General features: G+C 74.5%; 15 protein-coding genes and 1 pseudogene. 10 read left to right on the forward strand and 6 right to left on the reverse strand.

What is annotated here, in order from left to right; genetic code table 11:
- Window positions 1-13 precede the first annotated feature (13 nt).
- Together rsgA and aroA are read right to left on the reverse strand one after the other, a co-directional pair.
- Window positions 14-913, reverse strand: a complete 900-nt coding sequence (gene rsgA / locus D7223_RS27700; protein ID WP_120731845.1) for a ribosome small subunit-dependent GTPase A — start codon at window positions 911-913, stop codon at window positions 14-16.
- 227 nt (window positions 914-1,140) lie between these two features.
- The gene (gene aroA / locus D7223_RS27705; protein ID WP_120731699.1) at window positions 1,141-2,442 is read right to left on the reverse strand and encodes a 3-phosphoshikimate 1-carboxyvinyltransferase; all 1,302 of its coding nucleotides are present in this window, start codon (window positions 2,440-2,442) and stop codon (window positions 1,141-1,143) included.
- A 102-nt stretch (window positions 2,443-2,544) separates the two neighbouring features.
- Here aroA and D7223_RS27710 point away from each other — a divergent pair, with 102 nt between their 5' ends.
- The 5 genes from D7223_RS27710 to rsrA all read left to right on the forward strand — a co-directional run bounded on the left by D7223_RS27710 (window position 2,545) and on the right by rsrA (window position 6,095).
- Window positions 2,545-3,255: an SOS response-associated peptidase gene (locus D7223_RS27710; RefSeq protein ID WP_120731701.1), complete on the forward strand. Its 711-nt coding sequence runs from the start codon at window positions 2,545-2,547 to the stop codon at window positions 3,253-3,255.
- Window positions 3,256-3,447: 192 nt separating this feature from the next.
- Window positions 3,448-3,843, forward strand: a complete 396-nt coding sequence (locus D7223_RS27715) for a WhiB family transcriptional regulator (protein WP_120731703.1) — start codon at window positions 3,448-3,450, stop codon at window positions 3,841-3,843.
- Window positions 3,844-4,020: 177 nt separating this feature from the next.
- Entirely contained in the window at window positions 4,021-4,617 is a 597-nt protein-coding gene (locus D7223_RS27720; RefSeq protein ID WP_120731847.1) for an alpha/beta hydrolase family protein, read from the forward strand.
- 346 nt (window positions 4,618-4,963) lie between these two features.
- Complete coding sequence (locus D7223_RS27725) at window positions 4,964-5,806, forward strand: sigma-70 family RNA polymerase sigma factor (RefSeq protein WP_120731705.1); 843 nt, start codon at window positions 4,964-4,966, stop codon at window positions 5,804-5,806.
- 1 nt (window position 5,807) lies between these two features.
- The gene (gene rsrA / locus D7223_RS27730; RefSeq protein WP_120731707.1) at window positions 5,808-6,095 is read left to right on the forward strand and encodes a mycothiol system anti-sigma-R factor; all 288 of its coding nucleotides are present in this window, start codon (window positions 5,808-5,810) and stop codon (window positions 6,093-6,095) included.
- 93 nt (window positions 6,096-6,188) lie between these two features.
- On the opposite strand, the gene D7223_RS34345 is transcribed toward rsrA, so the two are convergent.
- Window positions 6,189-6,263 carry a 50S ribosomal protein bL37 gene (locus D7223_RS34345; protein WP_370461611.1) on the reverse strand — a complete coding sequence of 25 codons (75 nt, stop codon included), beginning with the start codon at window positions 6,261-6,263 and terminating at the stop codon, window positions 6,189-6,191.
- Window positions 6,264-6,549: 286 nt separating this feature from the next.
- On the opposite strand from D7223_RS34345, the gene D7223_RS27735 reads away from it, so the two are divergent.
- Both D7223_RS27735 and D7223_RS27740 read left to right on the forward strand, forming a co-directional pair.
- The gene (locus D7223_RS27735) at window positions 6,550-6,765 is read left to right on the forward strand and encodes a biotin/lipoyl-binding carrier protein (protein ID WP_088973021.1); all 216 of its coding nucleotides are present in this window, start codon (window positions 6,550-6,552) and stop codon (window positions 6,763-6,765) included.
- Between the two features lie 44 nt (window positions 6,766-6,809).
- On the forward strand, window positions 6,810-7,319 hold the full coding sequence (locus D7223_RS27740; protein ID WP_120731849.1) for a GNAT family N-acetyltransferase: 510 nt from the start codon (window positions 6,810-6,812) through the stop codon (window positions 7,317-7,319).
- Here the strand turns inward: D7223_RS27740 and D7223_RS27745 are convergent.
- A pseudogene (locus tag D7223_RS27745) lies at window positions 7,273-7,926 on the reverse strand (TetR/AcrR family transcriptional regulator); the annotation flags it as partial. The gene D7223_RS27740 and the pseudogene D7223_RS27745 sit on opposite strands and share 47 nt — an antisense overlap.
- Before the next feature lie 112 nt (window positions 7,927-8,038).
- On the opposite strand from D7223_RS27745, the gene D7223_RS27750 reads away from it, so the two are divergent.
- Window positions 8,039-9,625 carry an MDR family MFS transporter gene (locus tag D7223_RS27750; RefSeq protein WP_120731710.1) on the forward strand — a complete coding sequence of 529 codons (1,587 nt, stop codon included), beginning with the start codon at window positions 8,039-8,041 and terminating at the stop codon, window positions 9,623-9,625.
- Window positions 9,626-9,683: 58 nt separating this feature from the next.
- Here D7223_RS27750 and D7223_RS27755 read toward each other — a convergent pair whose 3' ends face one another.
- Entirely contained in the window at window positions 9,684-11,513 is a 1,830-nt protein-coding gene (locus tag D7223_RS27755) for a tetratricopeptide repeat protein (RefSeq protein ID WP_120731712.1), read from the reverse strand.
- Window positions 11,514-11,701: 188 nt separating this feature from the next.
- Between D7223_RS27755 and D7223_RS27760 the strand changes: the two genes are divergently transcribed.
- Both D7223_RS27760 and D7223_RS27765 read left to right on the forward strand, forming a co-directional pair.
- On the forward strand, window positions 11,702-12,733 hold the full coding sequence (locus tag D7223_RS27760) for an SIS domain-containing protein (RefSeq protein WP_120731715.1): 1,032 nt from the start codon (window positions 11,702-11,704) through the stop codon (window positions 12,731-12,733).
- 52 nt (window positions 12,734-12,785) lie between these two features.
- Entirely contained in the window at window positions 12,786-14,345 is a 1,560-nt protein-coding gene (locus tag D7223_RS27765; RefSeq protein WP_120731717.1) for a PAS domain-containing sensor histidine kinase, read from the forward strand.
- Between the two features lie 6 nt (window positions 14,346-14,351).
- Here the strand turns inward: D7223_RS27765 and D7223_RS27770 are convergent, their stop codons facing one another.
- A complete protein-coding gene (locus tag D7223_RS27770) occupies window positions 14,352-15,776 on the reverse strand; it encodes a glycosyltransferase family 39 protein (RefSeq protein ID WP_120731719.1) in 1,425 nt (474 codons plus the stop codon).
- Between the last annotated feature and the right edge of the window lie 5 nt (window positions 15,777-15,781).

A 15,781-nucleotide genomic window follows, 5' to 3' on the forward strand; every position in this document is an offset into this window, starting at 1 on the left:
AGTCGCGGCCGGGTCAGCTACCGGCGAGCGGGTCGCCCGGATTCCGTTGCTCGGGCTCCGCGCGGCCGTCGCCCTCGCCGGCCCGGGAGGCCAGCAGCCGACGGTACGAGGCCAGCCGGCGCGCGTCGGCCTTGCCGGCGGCCACCCAGGCGTCCAACCCGCAGTCCGCCTCGTCGGCGGTGTGCGGGCAGTTCGCCGGGCAGTCCACCGTGCCCTCGACCAGGTCCGGGAAACCGTGCAGCAGGCTGTCGGCGGAGACGTGGGCCAGCCCGAAGCTGCGCACCCCGGGTGTGTCGACGATCCACCCCGGCACCTCGTCGCGGCCCCGCACGGCCGGCAGTGGCAGCGCCACCGCGCTGGTGGAGGTGTGCCGGCCGCGGCCGATCGCGCTGACCGTGCCGACCGCCCGCGCCGCGTCCGGCACCAGGCGGTTGACCAGCGTCGACTTGCCCACCCCGGAGTGCCCGACCATGACCGACACCCGGCCTTCGAGCAGGTCGCGCAGGGCCGCCAGGTCCGAGTCCGGGCGGATCAGCACGTACGGCAGCTCCAGCTCGGCGTAGTAGTCGAGCACCGCCTCCGGGCCGGCCAGGTCGGCCTTGGTCAGGCACAGCAGCGGCTCGATGCCGGCGTCGTACGCGGCCACCAGGCACCGGTCGACGAACCCGGCCCGGGGCGGCGGGTCGGCCAGCGCGCTGACGATCACGAGCTGGTCGGCGTTGGCCACCACCACCCGCTCCAACCGACCCTCGGCGGTGGTCTCGTCGTCGTCGGCGGTCCGCCGCAGCACCGACCTGCGCTCGGCGATCCGGACGATCCGGGCCAGCGCCCCGTCCGCGCCGGAGACGTCGCCGACCAGGCCCACCCGGTCACCCACCACCACCGACTTGCGGCCCAGCTCGCGGGCCCGCATCGCGGTCACCAGGGGTGCGTCGGGGCCGGCCTCGACCAGTACGCACGTGTAACGCCCCCGGTCCACGGCGATAACGAAACCGTCCACCGCGTCGGAGTGCCGGGGCCGGGTCCGGGTACGGGGGCGCGACGACTTGCCCGGTCGTACCCGGACATCGTCCTCGTCGTACTCGCGTCGCCTGGTCGCCAGGACCCGCCCCCCGTCGCGTCAGCTCTCGCCGGTCGCCGTCAACTCTTGCCGGTCACCATCGCCGACCATAGTGCCGGGAACTCCGGCATGGTCTTCGAGGTGCAGGACACGTCGTCCAGCTCGATGCCCGGCACGGCCAGGCCGGCCACCGCGGCGGCGTGCGCCATCCGGTGGTCGTGGTAGGTGCCGAACATCCCGCCGCGCAGCGGCCGGGGCCGGACCGCCAGCCCGTCCGGCAGCTCGGTGATGTCCGCGCCGAGGGCGGTGAACTCCCGGTACAGCGCGCCCAGGCGGTCGGTCTCGTGCCCGCGGATGTGACCGACGCCGGTGAACACCGACGGCGAGTCGGCGAGCAGGGCGAGCGCCGTCAGCGCCGGTGTCAGCTCGCTGACGTCGGACAGGTCGGCGGTCAGGCCGTGCACGGTGCCGGTGCCCCGCACGGTCAGCCCGGCCGTCGAGAGGGTCACCGCGCCGCCCATCCGGGTCAACAGCGAGCGGAGCTGGTCGACCGGCTGCATGCTGCCGCGCGGCCAACCCCCCACGGTCACCTCGCCGCCGGTGACCAGGGCGGCGGCGAAGAACGGCACCGCGCCGGACAGGTCCGGCTCGATCTCCCAGCCCCGTCCGGTCACCGGACCCGGCTCGACCGCCCACACGTCGGGCGTGGAGTCGTCGACGGCCGCCCCGGCGGCCCGGAGCATCTGCACGGTCATCCGCAGGTGCGGCGCGGACGGCACCGGCGCGCCGACGTGCCGGACCACGACACCCCGGTCGAACCGGGGCGCGGCCAGCAGCAGACCGGAGACGAGCTGACTGGAGGCGGACGCGTCGATCACCACCTCACCGCCGGTCACCCGGCCGGCGCCGAGCACGGCCAGCGGCAGGCTGTCCGGGCCGGGCACGTCCACCCGTACGCCCAGCGACCGCAGCGCCCCGATCAGCGGGCCCAGCGGCCGGACGCGGGCCTGCGGGTCGCCGTCGAAGGTGATCCGCCCGTCGGCGAGACCGGCCACCGGCGGCACGAACCGCATGATCGTGCCGGCCAGGCCGACGTCGACGTGCGCCGGACCGACCAGCGGGTGCGGTCGGACCAGCCACCGCTCGTCGTCGCTGGTCGACATGTGCGCGCCCAGCGCCCGCAGGCCGGCGGCCATCAGCTCGGTGTCCCGGGCGCGCAGCGGCCCGGCCAGTGTCGACGGGCCGCTGGCCAGTGCGCTGAGCACCAGGGCCCGCGCGGTCAGCGACTTCGAGCCGGGCAGGCGCAACACGGCCCTGACCGGATCGGATGCGGTCGGAGCGGTCCACGGCTGCGGCGGCCGGGTCGCCGTCAGGTTCCCCACGGTGACATTCTGCCGTGCCCACCGACCGGTGGCGCCAACCGCCGTCCCGACTCCCGGTGAGCGGGACAGCCGAACCCACTCCGGCGCGTTAGGTTGTGCACCATGTGCGGGAGGTACGCGACGACCCGGAGCGCCGGCGACCTGAGCGCGCTCTTCGAGTCCTTCGACGACACCGGAGGCCGGCTCGCCGCCGACCACAACGTCGCGCCGACCGACCCCGTCCCGCTGGTCCGGATCTCCGCCGAGGGGCACCGCGCGCTCTGCCTCGGGCGCTGGGGCCTGCTGCCGCCGTGGTCCCGGTCGGCCGCCGGCGCCGCCCGCATGATCAACGCCCGCGCCGAGACGGTCGCCACCAGCCGGGCGTACGCGCCGTCCTTCGCCCGCCGGCGCTGTCTGGTCCCGGCCGACGGCTGGTACGAGTGGGTCCGCTCGACCGGTGGCGGCAAGCAGGCCTACTACCTGACCCCGCGGGACGGCTCGGTGCTCGCCTTCGCCGGCATCTGGTCGGTCTGGGAGGGCCCGGCCGGCCCGGTGACCACGGTCAGCGTGCTTACCACGGCCGCCCTCGGCGAGTTGGCCGAGGTGCACGACCGGATGCCGCTGCTGCTCCCGGCCGGGCGCTGGGCCGGGTGGCTGGCGCCGAACGACCGCCCGGAGACACTGCTCGACCCGCCGCCGCCCGACTGGCTCGCCGGTCTGGAGATCCGGCCGGTGGGCCCCGCTGTCGGCGATGTCCGCAACGACGGGCCGCACCTCACCGCGCGGGTGCCGGTGCCCCGTCCCGCCGTGGCCGAGGAGGTGCCGCTCTTCTGACCGCCGTCACATAGTCGAGTGTGATTTGCCAGAGTTGCGGGTGAAACGTCACTCGCACTTTCCGCCGTATTCCCCGCAGAGCCTTGTCTCCGTGCGCCCAAATGCGATAGAACACAGCGCCGGCAGTGGGCCCGTTCGCACGGGGCGAACGACGTCCACCGATCTTGCCGGTCCCACGGGGGAGGTGGGTGGATGACACGGGCACGCATGCCCCGCCCGCACGAGGTTGCCGCCGCACGACGCGATCCGCGACTACTGCGGGCCCTGCGCGAGCGCCGACACGACGATGCGTGGCGGACCAGAGGAACCTGTCAGAGTGTCGACCCGGAAACGTTCTTTCCGGCGCCGAACGAACCGGCCGACGCGGCCATCGCGCTCTGTCGAAGCTGCGACGTGCAGGGCTCCTGCCTCGCCTGGGCGCTGGAGGTCGGCGACTGCCACGGCGTCTGGGGTGGCACGACCCCGCGCGAGAGACGGGCGATGCTCGTCGCCTGGCGCAGTGAGGTGCAGCCCGATCCGGACGCCGTCGACGAGGCGGGTCCACCGGTCCGCGACCGCCTGCTCACCCTGGTGCCACTCGGCCGCTGACGCCCGTCCCGGGTGCGCCGCGTCGGTTCCGCGAGTCGATCGGGGCGGGGTCGGGTGGTACCGGCCGGGCCGTCCGGGTTCGGGCCGCACAATGGGCGGGTGTCGAGCGACGACGGGGCCCCCGGCCGGGACGGCCCGAAGGACGGGGCCCCCGGCCGGGACGGCCCGGACGACGAGATCCCGACCCCGCGCGGCCCCGCCCGCGTCGACACCGACGTTCCGGCCGGTGCGCCGGCCGCCCTGCTGGTGCTGGGTCACGGCGCCGGTGGTGCCGTCGACGCTCCGGACCTGCTGGCACTCCGGGACGCCGCCGTCGCCGCCGGGCTGGTGGTGGTCCGGGTGACCCAGCCGTACCGGGTGGCCGGCCGGCGCGCTCCCGCCCCGGCGGGACACCTCGACGAGGCGTGGACGGCGGTGCTCGGCGTTCTCCGCGGGCGGCATCCGGACGTACCCCTGGTGGTGGGCGGGCGGTCCAGCGGCGCGCGGGTGGCCTGCCGCACGGCGACCGCCGTGGGGGCCGCCGGAGTGGTGGCGCTCGCGTTCCCGCTGCACCCGCCCGGGCGTCCGGAGCGGTCGCGGGCCGGGGAACTGGCGTCCGGAGTGCCCACGCTGGTGGTCAACGGCGACCGGGACCCGTTCGGGGTGCCGGCGGGCGGTCCGCACGTGCGGGTGGCGATCCGGCCCGGCGAGCGGCACGACCTGCGGGGGGATCCGGCCGGTACGGCGGCGGTGGTGCGGGACTGGCTGCGTGGCCAGGGCTGGACCCAGCGCTGACCACCGGCCCGATCCGCCGGGGGACGCCGGATCCGGCCGGAACGGCCGGTGCGCACGGCTGCCGGGCGACCACCGGGCGGGACGGGCCGGCCGTGTCCGGGGGCGGCGCAGGGTCGTTGCATCGGATGGTGCCGTCCGTCCGGTTCGGGCGGCGGTACCGGTCCTCCCAGGCCCTTCCTGGTCCCAGCGTCGGTCTCCGCCGAGGTCGACCCGGGGCCAGGATGGGGACCGGGAGGTCGCTGGGGCTTGAGTCGTCTCATCGCCGTTACGGCAACGGCGCGGAATGTCCCGCCCGTCCGATCGCGTTACAACCCCCGGACGACATTTCTGGCGAGGGGGGAGACCGGTGCCGACCGAGACGCACGCCCGGGAACGGGACGAACGGGGAGCACGGCAGCTGCGGCAACTGCTCGACGGTCCGGACTGGCCCGCGGTGGTGCCGCCGGTCGGCGTGACGGTCGGGGCGGGCGCGGCCGTGGTGAGCACGGGCACACCCGGCGGAAGTGAATCTGCGGCCAGGTCGGTACGCGTATCCTCGGCGGGAAAGCATCCGACGCGAGGGGATGTGCGGTTGACCACGGAGAAGACGGACGAGCGCAGGGCCCGCTTCGAGCGGGACGCGATGCCCTTCGTCGACCAGCTCTACGCTGCCGGGCTGCGGATGACGCGCAACCCGGCGGATGCCGAGGACCTGGTCCAGGAGACCTACCTGAAGGCGTACGCGGCCTTCCACCAGTTCGAGCAGGGCACGAACCTGAAGGCCTGGCTGTACCGGATCCTGACCAACACCTACATCAACTCCTACCGCAAGCGGCAGCGCCAGCCCATCCAGGCGCCCACCGACGAGATCACCGACTGGCAGCTCGCCGAGGCGGAGTCGCACACCTCCAGTGGTCTGCGCTCGGCCGAGACCGAGGCGCTGGACCGGCTGCCGGACAGCGACGTGAAGGACGCCCTCCAGCAGTTGCCGGAGGAGTTCCGCCTCGCCGTCTACCTCACCGATGTCGAGGGCTTCTCCTACAAGGAGGTCGCCGACATCATGGGCACGCCGATCGGCACGGTGATGTCGCGCCTGCACCGGGGCCGTCGTAATCTGCGCAAGCTGCTCGAGGGCTACGCCTCCGAGCGCGGCTTCTCCGGTGCGTCGTCGCCGAAGGGCTCGACCGCCGCTGCCGGCCGGGAGGTGTGACGTGAGCTGTGGGAACCCGCACGAGACGGACTGCCGTGAGGTGCTCGCGGAGGTCTACCTCTACCTGGACCTGGAGTGCGCCGAGGAACGGCGCTCGCTGATCCGGCACCACCTCGACGAGTGTGGCCCGTGTCTGCGTGAGTACGGCATCGAGCAGGAGGTCAAGGCGCTGGTCGCCCGGTGCTGCGGCAACGAGACGGCACCCGACCAGTTGCGCGAGCGGCTCCGGGTGCGGCTGACCGAGCTGGTGGTGTTCGAGAGCACCGAGTCCCGCGAACTGGCCGACTGAGCGGGAGACCGGACACACGGGTGGCCCGGGTCGATCTTCGACCCGGGCCACCGTCGTGTCCTCGTCCGGCCGGCCCACGGCCGGCGCGGCGACTCAGGAGTTGGGGCGCTTGCCGTGGTTGGCGGCGCTCTTCTTCCGGGCCTTCTTCTTGCGGGCCTTCTTCGCCATGGTGACCTCCTCGTGATGGTCGGATCCGCTGCACACGGTCCCGGCGCCGGGGACGGCGGTCCTCCGGGCGCCCGGGTCCGACCCGATGATGCTAGTGCCGCCGGCACCGGACGTCGTGCGCCGGGGCGGCCCGGAGGTACGCCGCACCGGGCGACACGCCGTACGGCGGGTGGCCCGCGGGCGTCGGGTGCACGATGATCGTCCTCCGGTGCCCGCTCCACGCCCACGTGGGCCGGTCGCATGATTGGATACGTCGGCAGGCAGTCGCGAGAGGGAGGGCCGGGAGATGGCCGAGGAGATCCGCGCCGAGATGGTGGCGAACGTCTGGAAGGTCGTCGCGTCGGCCGGGGACACCGTGTCCGAGGGGGACACGCTGGTGATCCTGGAGTCGATGAAGATGGAGATCCCGGTCGTCGCCGAGTCCGACGGTGTCGTCAAGCAGCTCGCGGTCAACGAGGGCGACGTCGTGCAGGACGGTGACCTGATCGCGGTGATCGATTGACCGGCCCCCGCTCCGGGCCCGCCGGCACCTCCCGGCCCACCGGGCTGGTGGTCCGGCCGGCCGGACCGGCCGACTTCCCGGCGGTGGCCCGGCTGACGGTGGCCGCGTACGAGGCCGACGGGCAGCTCAAGGGCGAGAACGGGTACGCGGTCACGCTGGCCGACGTGGCCACCCGGGCGGCGCACGGCGAGGTGCTGGTGGCGGTGGACGCCGACCACGGTCAGGTGCTCGGCTCGGTGACGTTCGTGCTGCCCGGCACCCGGTACGCCGAGATGTCCGGGCCGGGTGAGGCCGAGTTCCGGATGCTCGCCGTCGACCCGGCCGCGCAGGGGCGTGGCGTCGGTGCCGCCCTCGTCGACGCGTGCCTCGCCCGCGCCGCCGGGCTGGGCTGCGCGGCGGTGGTGATCTGCGTCCGTGACGGGTTCGCGGTGCCCGCCCGGCGGTTGTACGAGCGGCGCGGTTTCGTCCGCGTACCCGCCAAGGACTGGTCCCCGCTGCCCGGCGTGGACCTGCTCGGGCTGCGGCTGGACCTCGGCGCGGCCGGGCCGGCCTGAGCGGCCTCCGGCCGGGCGCTCAGGCCGTGGCGTCCCCGGCCGGTGCCCGGCCGATGGCGGCGAGCAGTTCGTCGGCCACCTCCAGGGCGAGCCGCCGGCGCTCCGCGTCGGTGATGCCGGGCGCTCGGACGGCGAACCAGCTGCTGTGCACGGCGAACAGCGCCAGTGCGGCCCGCAGTTGCGCGGCGGGGGAGTCGTCGCCCTGGGCGAGCACGGCGGCGAGCTGGAGCATCCGGTCGCGGATGTCCCGGCCGGCGGCGAGGCTCTTGAGCACCGTCTGGTTCTGCTCGAAGAAGCGCATCACCGAGGGCTGCGCGCCGGTGAACATGGTGTCCGCGTACCGGGCGAGTACCGCGCGGCGGGTGTCCAGGCCGGCCGGCTGCGTACGGGCCCAGGCGATGAGCGCGTCCATCCGGTCCAGCCGGTCCTCGACGAGGCTGGTGACGATCTCGTCCTTGCTCTTGAAGTGGTAGTAGAGCGCGGCCTTCGTCACGTTCAACCGCTCGGCGATCTCGCGTAGCGAGGTCGCCTCGTACCCCTGTTCGGTGAAGAGTTCCAACGCGACGGCCTGGATGCGCTCGCGCGTGCCGCCTGTGCTCTCTCTCACCACGCCCACCCCATCCGCTTGACCTGTCTGCGGTGTCCAACTTACCGTGCGGCTAGTAAGGTCACTAGCCGGGCGGCAAGTAAGTACGACAACTCTCGCGGGGAGCATACCGATGACACAGGCACCACCGACCGTGCCCAAACCCAACGTCCGGCTGGTGCTGTTCGGACTGATGATCGCCATGATGCTGGCGATGCTCGACAACATGATCGTCAGCACGGCGCTCCCCCGGATCGTGGGCGAGTTCGGCGGGCTGGACCACTTCACCTGGGTGGTGACCGCGTACGTGCTCGGCACCACGGTCTCCACCCCGATCTGGGGCAAGCTCGGCGACCTCTACGGGCGCAAGTCGGTCTTCCTGACCTCGGTGGTCGTCTTCCTCATCGGCTCGGCGCTCTGCGGCATGGCCGGCTCCGCCCTGCTCGGTGGCCCGAACGACGGCATGGTCGAGCTGATCGCCTTCCGGGCGGTCCAGGGACTCGGCGCCGGCGGCCTGATGGTCGGCGTGATGGCCATCATCGGTGACCTGGTGCCGCCCCGGGAACGGGGCCGCTACCAGGGCATGATCGCCGGCATCATGGCGATCGCCATGGTGGCCGGCCCGCTGGTCGGCGGCTTCATCACCGACAACCTCTCCTGGCGCTGGGCGTTCTACGTCAACCTGCCGCTCGGCGGGGTGGCCCTGGTCCTGCTGATCGCGACCCTCCACCTGCCCCGGCGCCGCACCGAACACCGGATCGACTGGCTGGGCGCGGCCCTGCTGTCGATCGGGATCACCGCGGTCGTGCTGATCACCACCTGGGGCGGGAGCTCCTACGACTGGATCTCCGCACAGATCCTCGGCCTCGCCGTGCTCGCCGTGCTCTCCCTGGTGGCGTTCGCCCTGGTGGAGCGCCGGGTGCCCGAGCCGATCCTGCCGCTGGGCCTGTTCGCCAACCGCAACTTCGCGCTGATCTCGGTGATCGGCTTCCTGCTCGGCTTCGCCATGTTCGGCGCGATGAACTTCCTCCCGCTCTACCAGCAGACCGTGCAGGGGGCCTCGGCCACCAACTCCGGCCTGCTGCTGCTCCCGCTGATGTTCGGCATGCTCGTGGTGTCCCTCGTCGTCGGCCGGGCGATCACCAGGACCGGGCGCTACCGCGCGTTTCCGATCATCGGTGGTGCGGTCATGGCCGCCGGCATGGCGTTGCTGAGCCGGCTGGACGTGCACACCGGCAAGCTGGAGTCCTCGCTCTACATGATCGTGCTCGGCGTCGGCATGGGCTTCCTGATGCAGACCACCATGCTCATCGCGCAGAACAGCGTGGAGCAGCGCGACCTCGGCGCGGCCAGCGGTGCCGCCACCTTCTTCCGGTCGATCGGCGGTTCGTTCGGCATCTCGCTGTTCGGCGCGATCTTCGCCAACCGGCTGGCCGACTCCCCGGCCGGCGCCGCGTTCGGCGGGGGCGGCGGTGAGGCGGGCTCCGCGATGGACCTGGAGCGGCTCCAGCAGCTTCCCGGGCAGGCCCGGGAACTGGTCCTCGGTGGTCTGGCCGACGCGATCTCGCACGTGTTCGTCTGGGCGGTGGTCTTCACCGTCGCGCTGCCGGTGCTGGCCTGGTTCATCCGGGAGATCCCGCTGCGTACCGCCAACGAACCCCCCGCGCAGACCCCGGAGGAGCAGGCGGAGACCGCGCTCGCCAAGGCACCGACCCCCTGACCGGTCGCACCACCCACGCGCCGCGCCGCCCCCGCCGGGGGAGGCGCGGCGCGGGCGTTCAGCGACGGCGCAGAAAGCGGAGCAGCCGGCGGACGAGGGCGCGCGGGCCGCGTCCGGCCGGGTCACCCGGGCGTACGCCGGCCAGCCCGGCGGCCAGGGCCCGGCTCTCGGCGGCCAGGTCGGGGGTGGCCAGCGCCAGGTGGGCCACCGAGACCGCGATCGGTACCGGGCGGCGACGGCCCACCTCGGCCACGTCGGCCAGTCGCTCGGCCATCACACCGGCCACATCGGGGCGTACGGCGGGGTGCACCCAGGCGGCCGTGACCAGGGCGAACAGGGCCGCCTCGGTGATCCAGTCCTCGATGCCCCAGACCAGGTCGAGCAGCACCCGGCGGCGGGTCGAGGTGGCCCACGGTTCGTCGGTGCGGTGGTGCAGCAGACCGAGGCAGGCCCAGACCTGCACGCTGCGTACCCAGAGCACCGGATCCTGTCCGCCGAGCACCCGGCCCAGCGCGGTGGGCGGCGCGTCCGGCGGGTGCACCAGCAGGCCGAGCAGGTCGGTCAGGTCCACGGTGGCGAGGCCGACCGCCGCGTCGTACGCCGCCGGCGGGTGCGGCCACGCCGGGTGGGCGAGCTGCCGCAGCCGCTCGCACGCCTGCGGCGACGGCGCCGGCACGGCCGGCTCGACGGTCGTGCCGGTCCAGCGCCAGAGTTGCCGGGTGGTCGGTCGGCGGGGTTCGCGCGGATCCGGGTCACCCACCTCGGCCATGTCCACCCGCAGGCCGGGTGCGGTGGTCACCAGGGTGCGCAGCGCGCTCGGCGGCGCCGGCTCGGCCAACCGCACCGGCCCGCCCGGGCGGTGGTGGTCGTCGGCGAGGACCTGCCGCATCACGTCGACCGCCGGCCCGCCGGCCGGCGTGACCTGGCCCAGCCACGGTCGGCCCCGGCAGCACTCGGCGAGGTCACCGTGCTCGTGGGTGTCGTCCGGGTGGTCCCGGACGAAGTCGGCGAGGGCGACCAGGTGGGCGACGTCGCCGTCGCGCTGGTGGCGCAGCCGGTGGGCGGTGTGCACCGCGCAGTCGAAGGACGGGTCCCGGGCCAGCGCCCGGTCGATCCACTCCAGTGCCTCGTCCAGGTGGCCGTCGTCGGCGAGCGTGCCGGCGATGTCGGCGTACACGGCCAGGTCGTCCGGATCGTGCGCGACGGCGCGGCGGAGGGCGGCCAGCGCCTCCCGGTTGCGGCCGCCGCTGCGGTACGCGTAGCCGAGCCAGACCTCGCCGATCTTCGACGGTGCCGCCCGTACGCCCCGGTCGGCCCAGCGGATGGCCAGCGGAACCTCGCCGAGCCGCCGGGCCAGCGCGGAGGCCGCCCCCAGCAGCAGGCCGTGCTCGGGGTGCACGGTGACCGCGTTGCGGGCCAGCGTCAGGTACGGCGTCAGCGACGCGCGGCCGGCCCGGGGCACCGGGTCCGCCGCGCCGGCGCAGACCTGCATGAGGATCCGGGCGGTCCGCTCCGGGTCGAGACGTTCGGCCAGGTCCGGCGTGGTCACCCAGGGCACCGCGGCCCAGTCCGTGCCGGGCGCGTGGTGAGTGGCCGCGACCAGCAGGTCCAGCCCCTCGGCCGGGTGCCCGGCGGCGGCGAGCAGGTGGGCCCGGGCAACCACGGTGCCGACGAATACGCGGTGGTGCAACGGGAAGAGATCGACCGCCGAGGCGCCGCCGGCGGCACCGAGCCGGGCCAGGGTCTCGTGCACCTCGGGCAGCGTCGGGGCCTGGGCCAGCGCGGCGGCGACGTGGCCGGCGGCGTGTTCCAGGTCGCCGGCGTCGAGTGCGCGTCGTGCCAGGGCCAGCTCTTCCGCCGCGGGTGGCACCCGGTCGTCCTCGGCCACGTGGTCCTCTCGCTCGTCGCTGCTCGGTGAGGTCGGGACAGCCTAGGTGATGTTGGGCCGAGAAGGTGATCACCTGCGCAGTCTTGATCGTTGGATTGCTCAGGCCAGATCAAAGGTGCAAGACTGAGCACGAAACGCGCGGCTATCGCGCACTGGAGGGAGAGTCCGTGACGCGTCCAGGGGCCGGCATGGCGGCCGACATCACCGAACAGGCCGCCGGCTACGAGCGGCTGCTCTCCGCCGAGCACGCCGGCGCGATCGCCCGGGTGGCCGCCGTGGTCGCCGAGCGCCGGCCACGGCACGTGGTCTTCACCGCCCGGGGCACGTCCGACCACGCGGCGCTCTACGGGGCGTACCTCACCGAGATCCGGCTCGGCCTGCCCGCCGGGCTCGCCTCGCCCAGCGTGGTCACCCTCTACGGCGGCCGGCCCGACCTCTCCGACGCGCTGGTCGTCGGGGTCAGCCAGAGCGGTGGCTCGCCGGATCTCGCCGAGGTGCTGCGCAGCGCCCGCGCCTCCGGCGCGCTCACCCTGGCGGTCACCAACGCGCCGGACTCCCCGCTGGTCGACACGGCGGAGCTGAGCATCGACATCGCCGCCGGCCACGAGCGTGCCGTCGCCGCCACCAAGACGTACACCGCCGAGCTGCTGGCCCTGCTGATGCTCGTCGAGGGCGTCCGGGCCGGCGACGGGGCGCTGCCGGCCGACGAGCACCGGGCGCTCGCCGGCCTTCCCGAGCTGGCCGCCCGCACCCTGGACGACCCCACCCCGACCCAGCTCGCCCCGCGTTACCGGTTCGCCGGCCAACTGGTCACCACCGGCCGTGGCTACGCGTACCCGACGGCCCGCGAGGCCGCGCTGAAGCTGATGGAGACGTCGTACCTGCCGGCGCTGGCCTTCTCCGGCGCCGACCTGCTGCACGGCCCGCTCGCCATGACCGACCCCGACGTGCCGGTCCTCGCCGTGGTCGGCTCCGGCCCGGGCGGCCGGTCGATGGGGGAGGTGCTGCCCCGCCTCGGGGAGCGCCGCGCCGACGTCGTGGTGGTCGGCTCGGCCGACGTGCCGGGCGCGACCCGGATGGTGGTGCCGGACGTCGACGAGCGGTACGCCCCGCTGCTGGACATCCTTCCGTTGCAGCGACTGGCGCTGGCGCTGGCGCTGGCCCGGGGCGAGGATCCGGACGCGCCGCGCGGGCTGAAGAAGGTGACCGCGACGATGTGACGCCGGTACGCCCGGCGCGCCGGGCGCCACCCGGCGTGGCACGCTGTTCACCGTGTCCACGCTGCGCGACCTCGCCGAGGAGCACACCCAGCTCCGCCCGGCCGACATCGACCACCTGCACCGGATCGCCGGCGACTGGCAGTTGCTCTCCGACCTGTCCTTCGCCGACCTGTTGCTCTGGGTTCCGGTGGACGGCGAGGGCACCTACCTCTGCGTCGCCCAGGTCCGGCCGACGACCGCGCCCACCGCGTACCAGGACGACCAGGTCGGCCGGATCGTCGGCGGGCCGGAGGTGGCGCACCTGGAGGTGGCCCACCGGCAGGGCCGGATCTGGCGGGAGGGCGACCCGGTCTGGTACGGCGACGTGCCCGCCCGGCACGAGGCCATCCCGGTGCGGCTGCGGACCGCCGACGGGGAGGCGGGCGAGGTGATCGCGGTGGTCGGGCGGGACACCAACCTGTCCACCGCGCGTACCCCCAGCCAGCTGGAGCTGAACTACCTCACCACGGCCGACGACCTGGCCCAGATGATCGCCGACGGCACCTTCCCACCACCCCGGCACCCGGGGGAGACCACCTCGGCGCCCCGGGTCGGCGACGGGCTGGTCCGGTTGGACGCCGGCGGGAAGGTCACCTACGCCAGCCCGAACGCGCAGTCCGCGTACCGACGGCTGGGCTACGCCTCCCACCTGGTGGGTGAGGATCTCGCCGCGCTGCACCGCCGGCTGGCCGCCGACCCGCTGGAGGGCACCGACGCGGCGAACGGCATCCTCGCCGCGCTGCGCGGCGAGGCGCCACCGCGCCGCGAGATCGACGCGCGGGGCGCGACCATGCTGACCCGGGCACTGCCGCTGATGCCGGCCGGGGTCCCGATCGGCGCGCTGGTGCTGGTCCGGGACATCACCGAGGTACGCCGCCGGGACCGCGCCCTGATCACCAAGGACGCCACCATCCGGGAGATCCACCACCGGGTGAAGAACAACCTCCAGACGGTGGCCGCGCTGCTCCGCCTCCAGGCCCGCCGGGTGTCCATGCCGGAGGCGAGGATCGCCCTGGAGGAATCGGTACGCCGGGTCGCCTCCATCGCCCTGGTGCACGAGACGCTCTCCATGTCCAGCGACGAGGCGGTCGAGTTCGACGGGATCGTGGACCGGGTGGCCAGCGCCGCGACCGAGGTGGCGGCGACCGAGTCGACGGTGGGCATGCGCCGCAAGGGCAGCTTCGGCGTCCTGCCGGCGGAGATCGCCACCTCGCTGGTGATGGTCCTCAACGAGTTGTTGCTCAACGCCGTCGAACACGGTTTCCCGGGGGAGCCGGAACCGTCCGACGGGACGCCGGCGCCCGCCGTCGAGGCACCGCGACCGGAGGTGGTGGTGTCCGCGCACCGGTTCCGCAAGATGCTGCACGTCTCCGTGGTGGACAACGGGCAGGGCCTGCCGCCGGACTTCGACGCCGAACGGGGCGGCAACCTCGGCCTGCAGATCGTCCGGGCGCTGATCACCGGCGAGCTGCGCGGCACCATCGAGCTGCGCGCCGGTGCCCACGGGGGCACCGAGGCCGTCCTGGTGGTGCCGCTGGCCCGGACCGCCCCGGACGGCCGTTCCGGGTCCTGATCCGGCTCACCGCCGGCTGAGCAGGGCGACGGTGAGGCCGTGCGGCTGCCGTACCCGCTGCACCCGGAACGTCCGCAGCGCGTCGCCCTTCGCGCCGGGCACGGCGGCCACCGGATCGGCGCGCCGGCCGGCCACCACCAGCCAGACCCGGTCCACCCCGGCCAGGCACGCCGCCGGCCGGGCGCACTCGGCGGCCCACAGGTCGCCCCGGCGTACCGGGTCCTCGCTGGCCAGCACGTCGCGCGGCAGCCGGTCGCCCAGGTGGTAGGCGAGACCCAGATCGAGGAAGAGCCAGCTGTCCCGGGGCTCGTACACGATCGCGTCCCCCGGCCGCCGCTCGTCCGCCACGATCCGCGCGGCACCCCGGTAGTCGACCGTCGCACCGCGTGGCCACTCGTGCGTACGACGCAGCGCGGCCTGGTCGGGCAGGCCGAGCAACCCGGCCAGGACCACCACGGCCACCGCGGGCGGCAGCGGCGCCACGGTCAGCGCCACCCCGGCCAGTACGCAGCCGAACGGCACCACGAAGACCAGGTAGCGGGGCACCCAGAGCGGCACGAGCGAACCGGCGACGAACAGCATCACCATCGGCAGCAGCACCGCGCCGCCGGGCAGCAGCGCACGGCGGCCCAGTCGTGCCGCCCCCAGCGCGGCCAGCCCGACCAGCAGGCCGCCCACCACACCGCTCTGCGTGACCCCACCGGCCAGCGCCGCCAGGTCACCGGGCCGGGCGGCGTCCACCCAGTCGAGCTGCCGGCCGCGCTGGCCGCGCGCGAGCACCACCAGCGGCGCCACGACCAGTGCCGCCGGCAGTACCGCGAGCGCCCACCGGCCCAGTCGCCGTGCCCGCTCGGCCGCCCCGCCGGGCCGGTCCGCCAGCACCCACACCGCGTGCGCGGCGAGCAGCGTGAGCGCGACCAGGTGGACCAGGCCCAGGGCCGCGACGACGAGGGCGTACGCGACCCAGCGTGCCGCCCCCGGCCGGCGCGACGCGGCGACCAGCAGCAGGGTCGCGGCCACCGCGAGCAGGGTGGCCAGGGCGTAGGGGCGGGCCTCCTGGCCGTACCGCGAGGTGCCGGGGAGCACCGCGAACAGCAGCCCGGCGAGCAACCCGGCCCGGAAACCGGCGAGGCGGGCACCGAGGACCGCGGTCAGCCCGGCCGCCCCGGTCATGGCGAGCGCGGACGGCAGCCGCAGCGCGGTCGTCGAGTCGCCGGCCAGCTCCACCCAGCCGTGCACCAGCAGGTAGTAGGGGCCGCTCGCCGCGTCGATGGTCCCGGCGAGCCGGACCAGGTCGCCGACCGGGCGGGTGGCCGCGCTCCAGGTGGCGAGTTCGTCGCGCCAGAGCTGCGCCCGGCCGAGGCCGGTGAGGGTGACCGCCAGGGTCAGCAGGACCGGTGCCACCCAGACGGGCCACGCCCGCACTCGCATCCTGG

It is taken from the genome of Micromonospora endolithica (assembly GCF_003626595.1).
Classification (GTDB): domain Bacteria; phylum Actinomycetota; class Actinomycetes; order Mycobacteriales; family Micromonosporaceae; genus Micromonospora; species Micromonospora endolithica.

Bases quoted from the DNA above. Each gene is read 5' to 3' on its own strand.
- rsgA (WP_120731845.1), bottom strand. From the start codon at position 913: ATGCGGGCCCGCGAGCTGGGCCGCAAGTCGGTGGTGGTGGGTGACCGG.
- D7223_RS27710 (WP_120731701.1), top strand. From the start codon at position 2,545: ATGTGCGGGAGGTACGCGACGACCCGGAGCGCCGGCGACCTGAGCGCG.
- D7223_RS27715 (WP_120731703.1), top strand. From the start codon at position 3,448: ATGACACGGGCACGCATGCCCCGCCCGCACGAGGTTGCCGCCGCACGA.
- D7223_RS27735 (WP_088973021.1), top strand. From the start codon at position 6,550: ATGGCCGAGGAGATCCGCGCCGAGATGGTGGCGAACGTCTGGAAGGTC.
- D7223_RS27750 (WP_120731710.1), top strand. From the start codon at position 8,039: ATGACACAGGCACCACCGACCGTGCCCAAACCCAACGTCCGGCTGGTG.
- D7223_RS27760 (WP_120731715.1), top strand. From the start codon at position 11,702: ATGGCGGCCGACATCACCGAACAGGCCGCCGGCTACGAGCGGCTGCTC.
- D7223_RS27770 (WP_120731719.1), bottom strand. From the start codon at position 15,776: ATGCGAGTGCGGGCGTGGCCCGTCTGGGTGGCACCGGTCCTGCTGACC.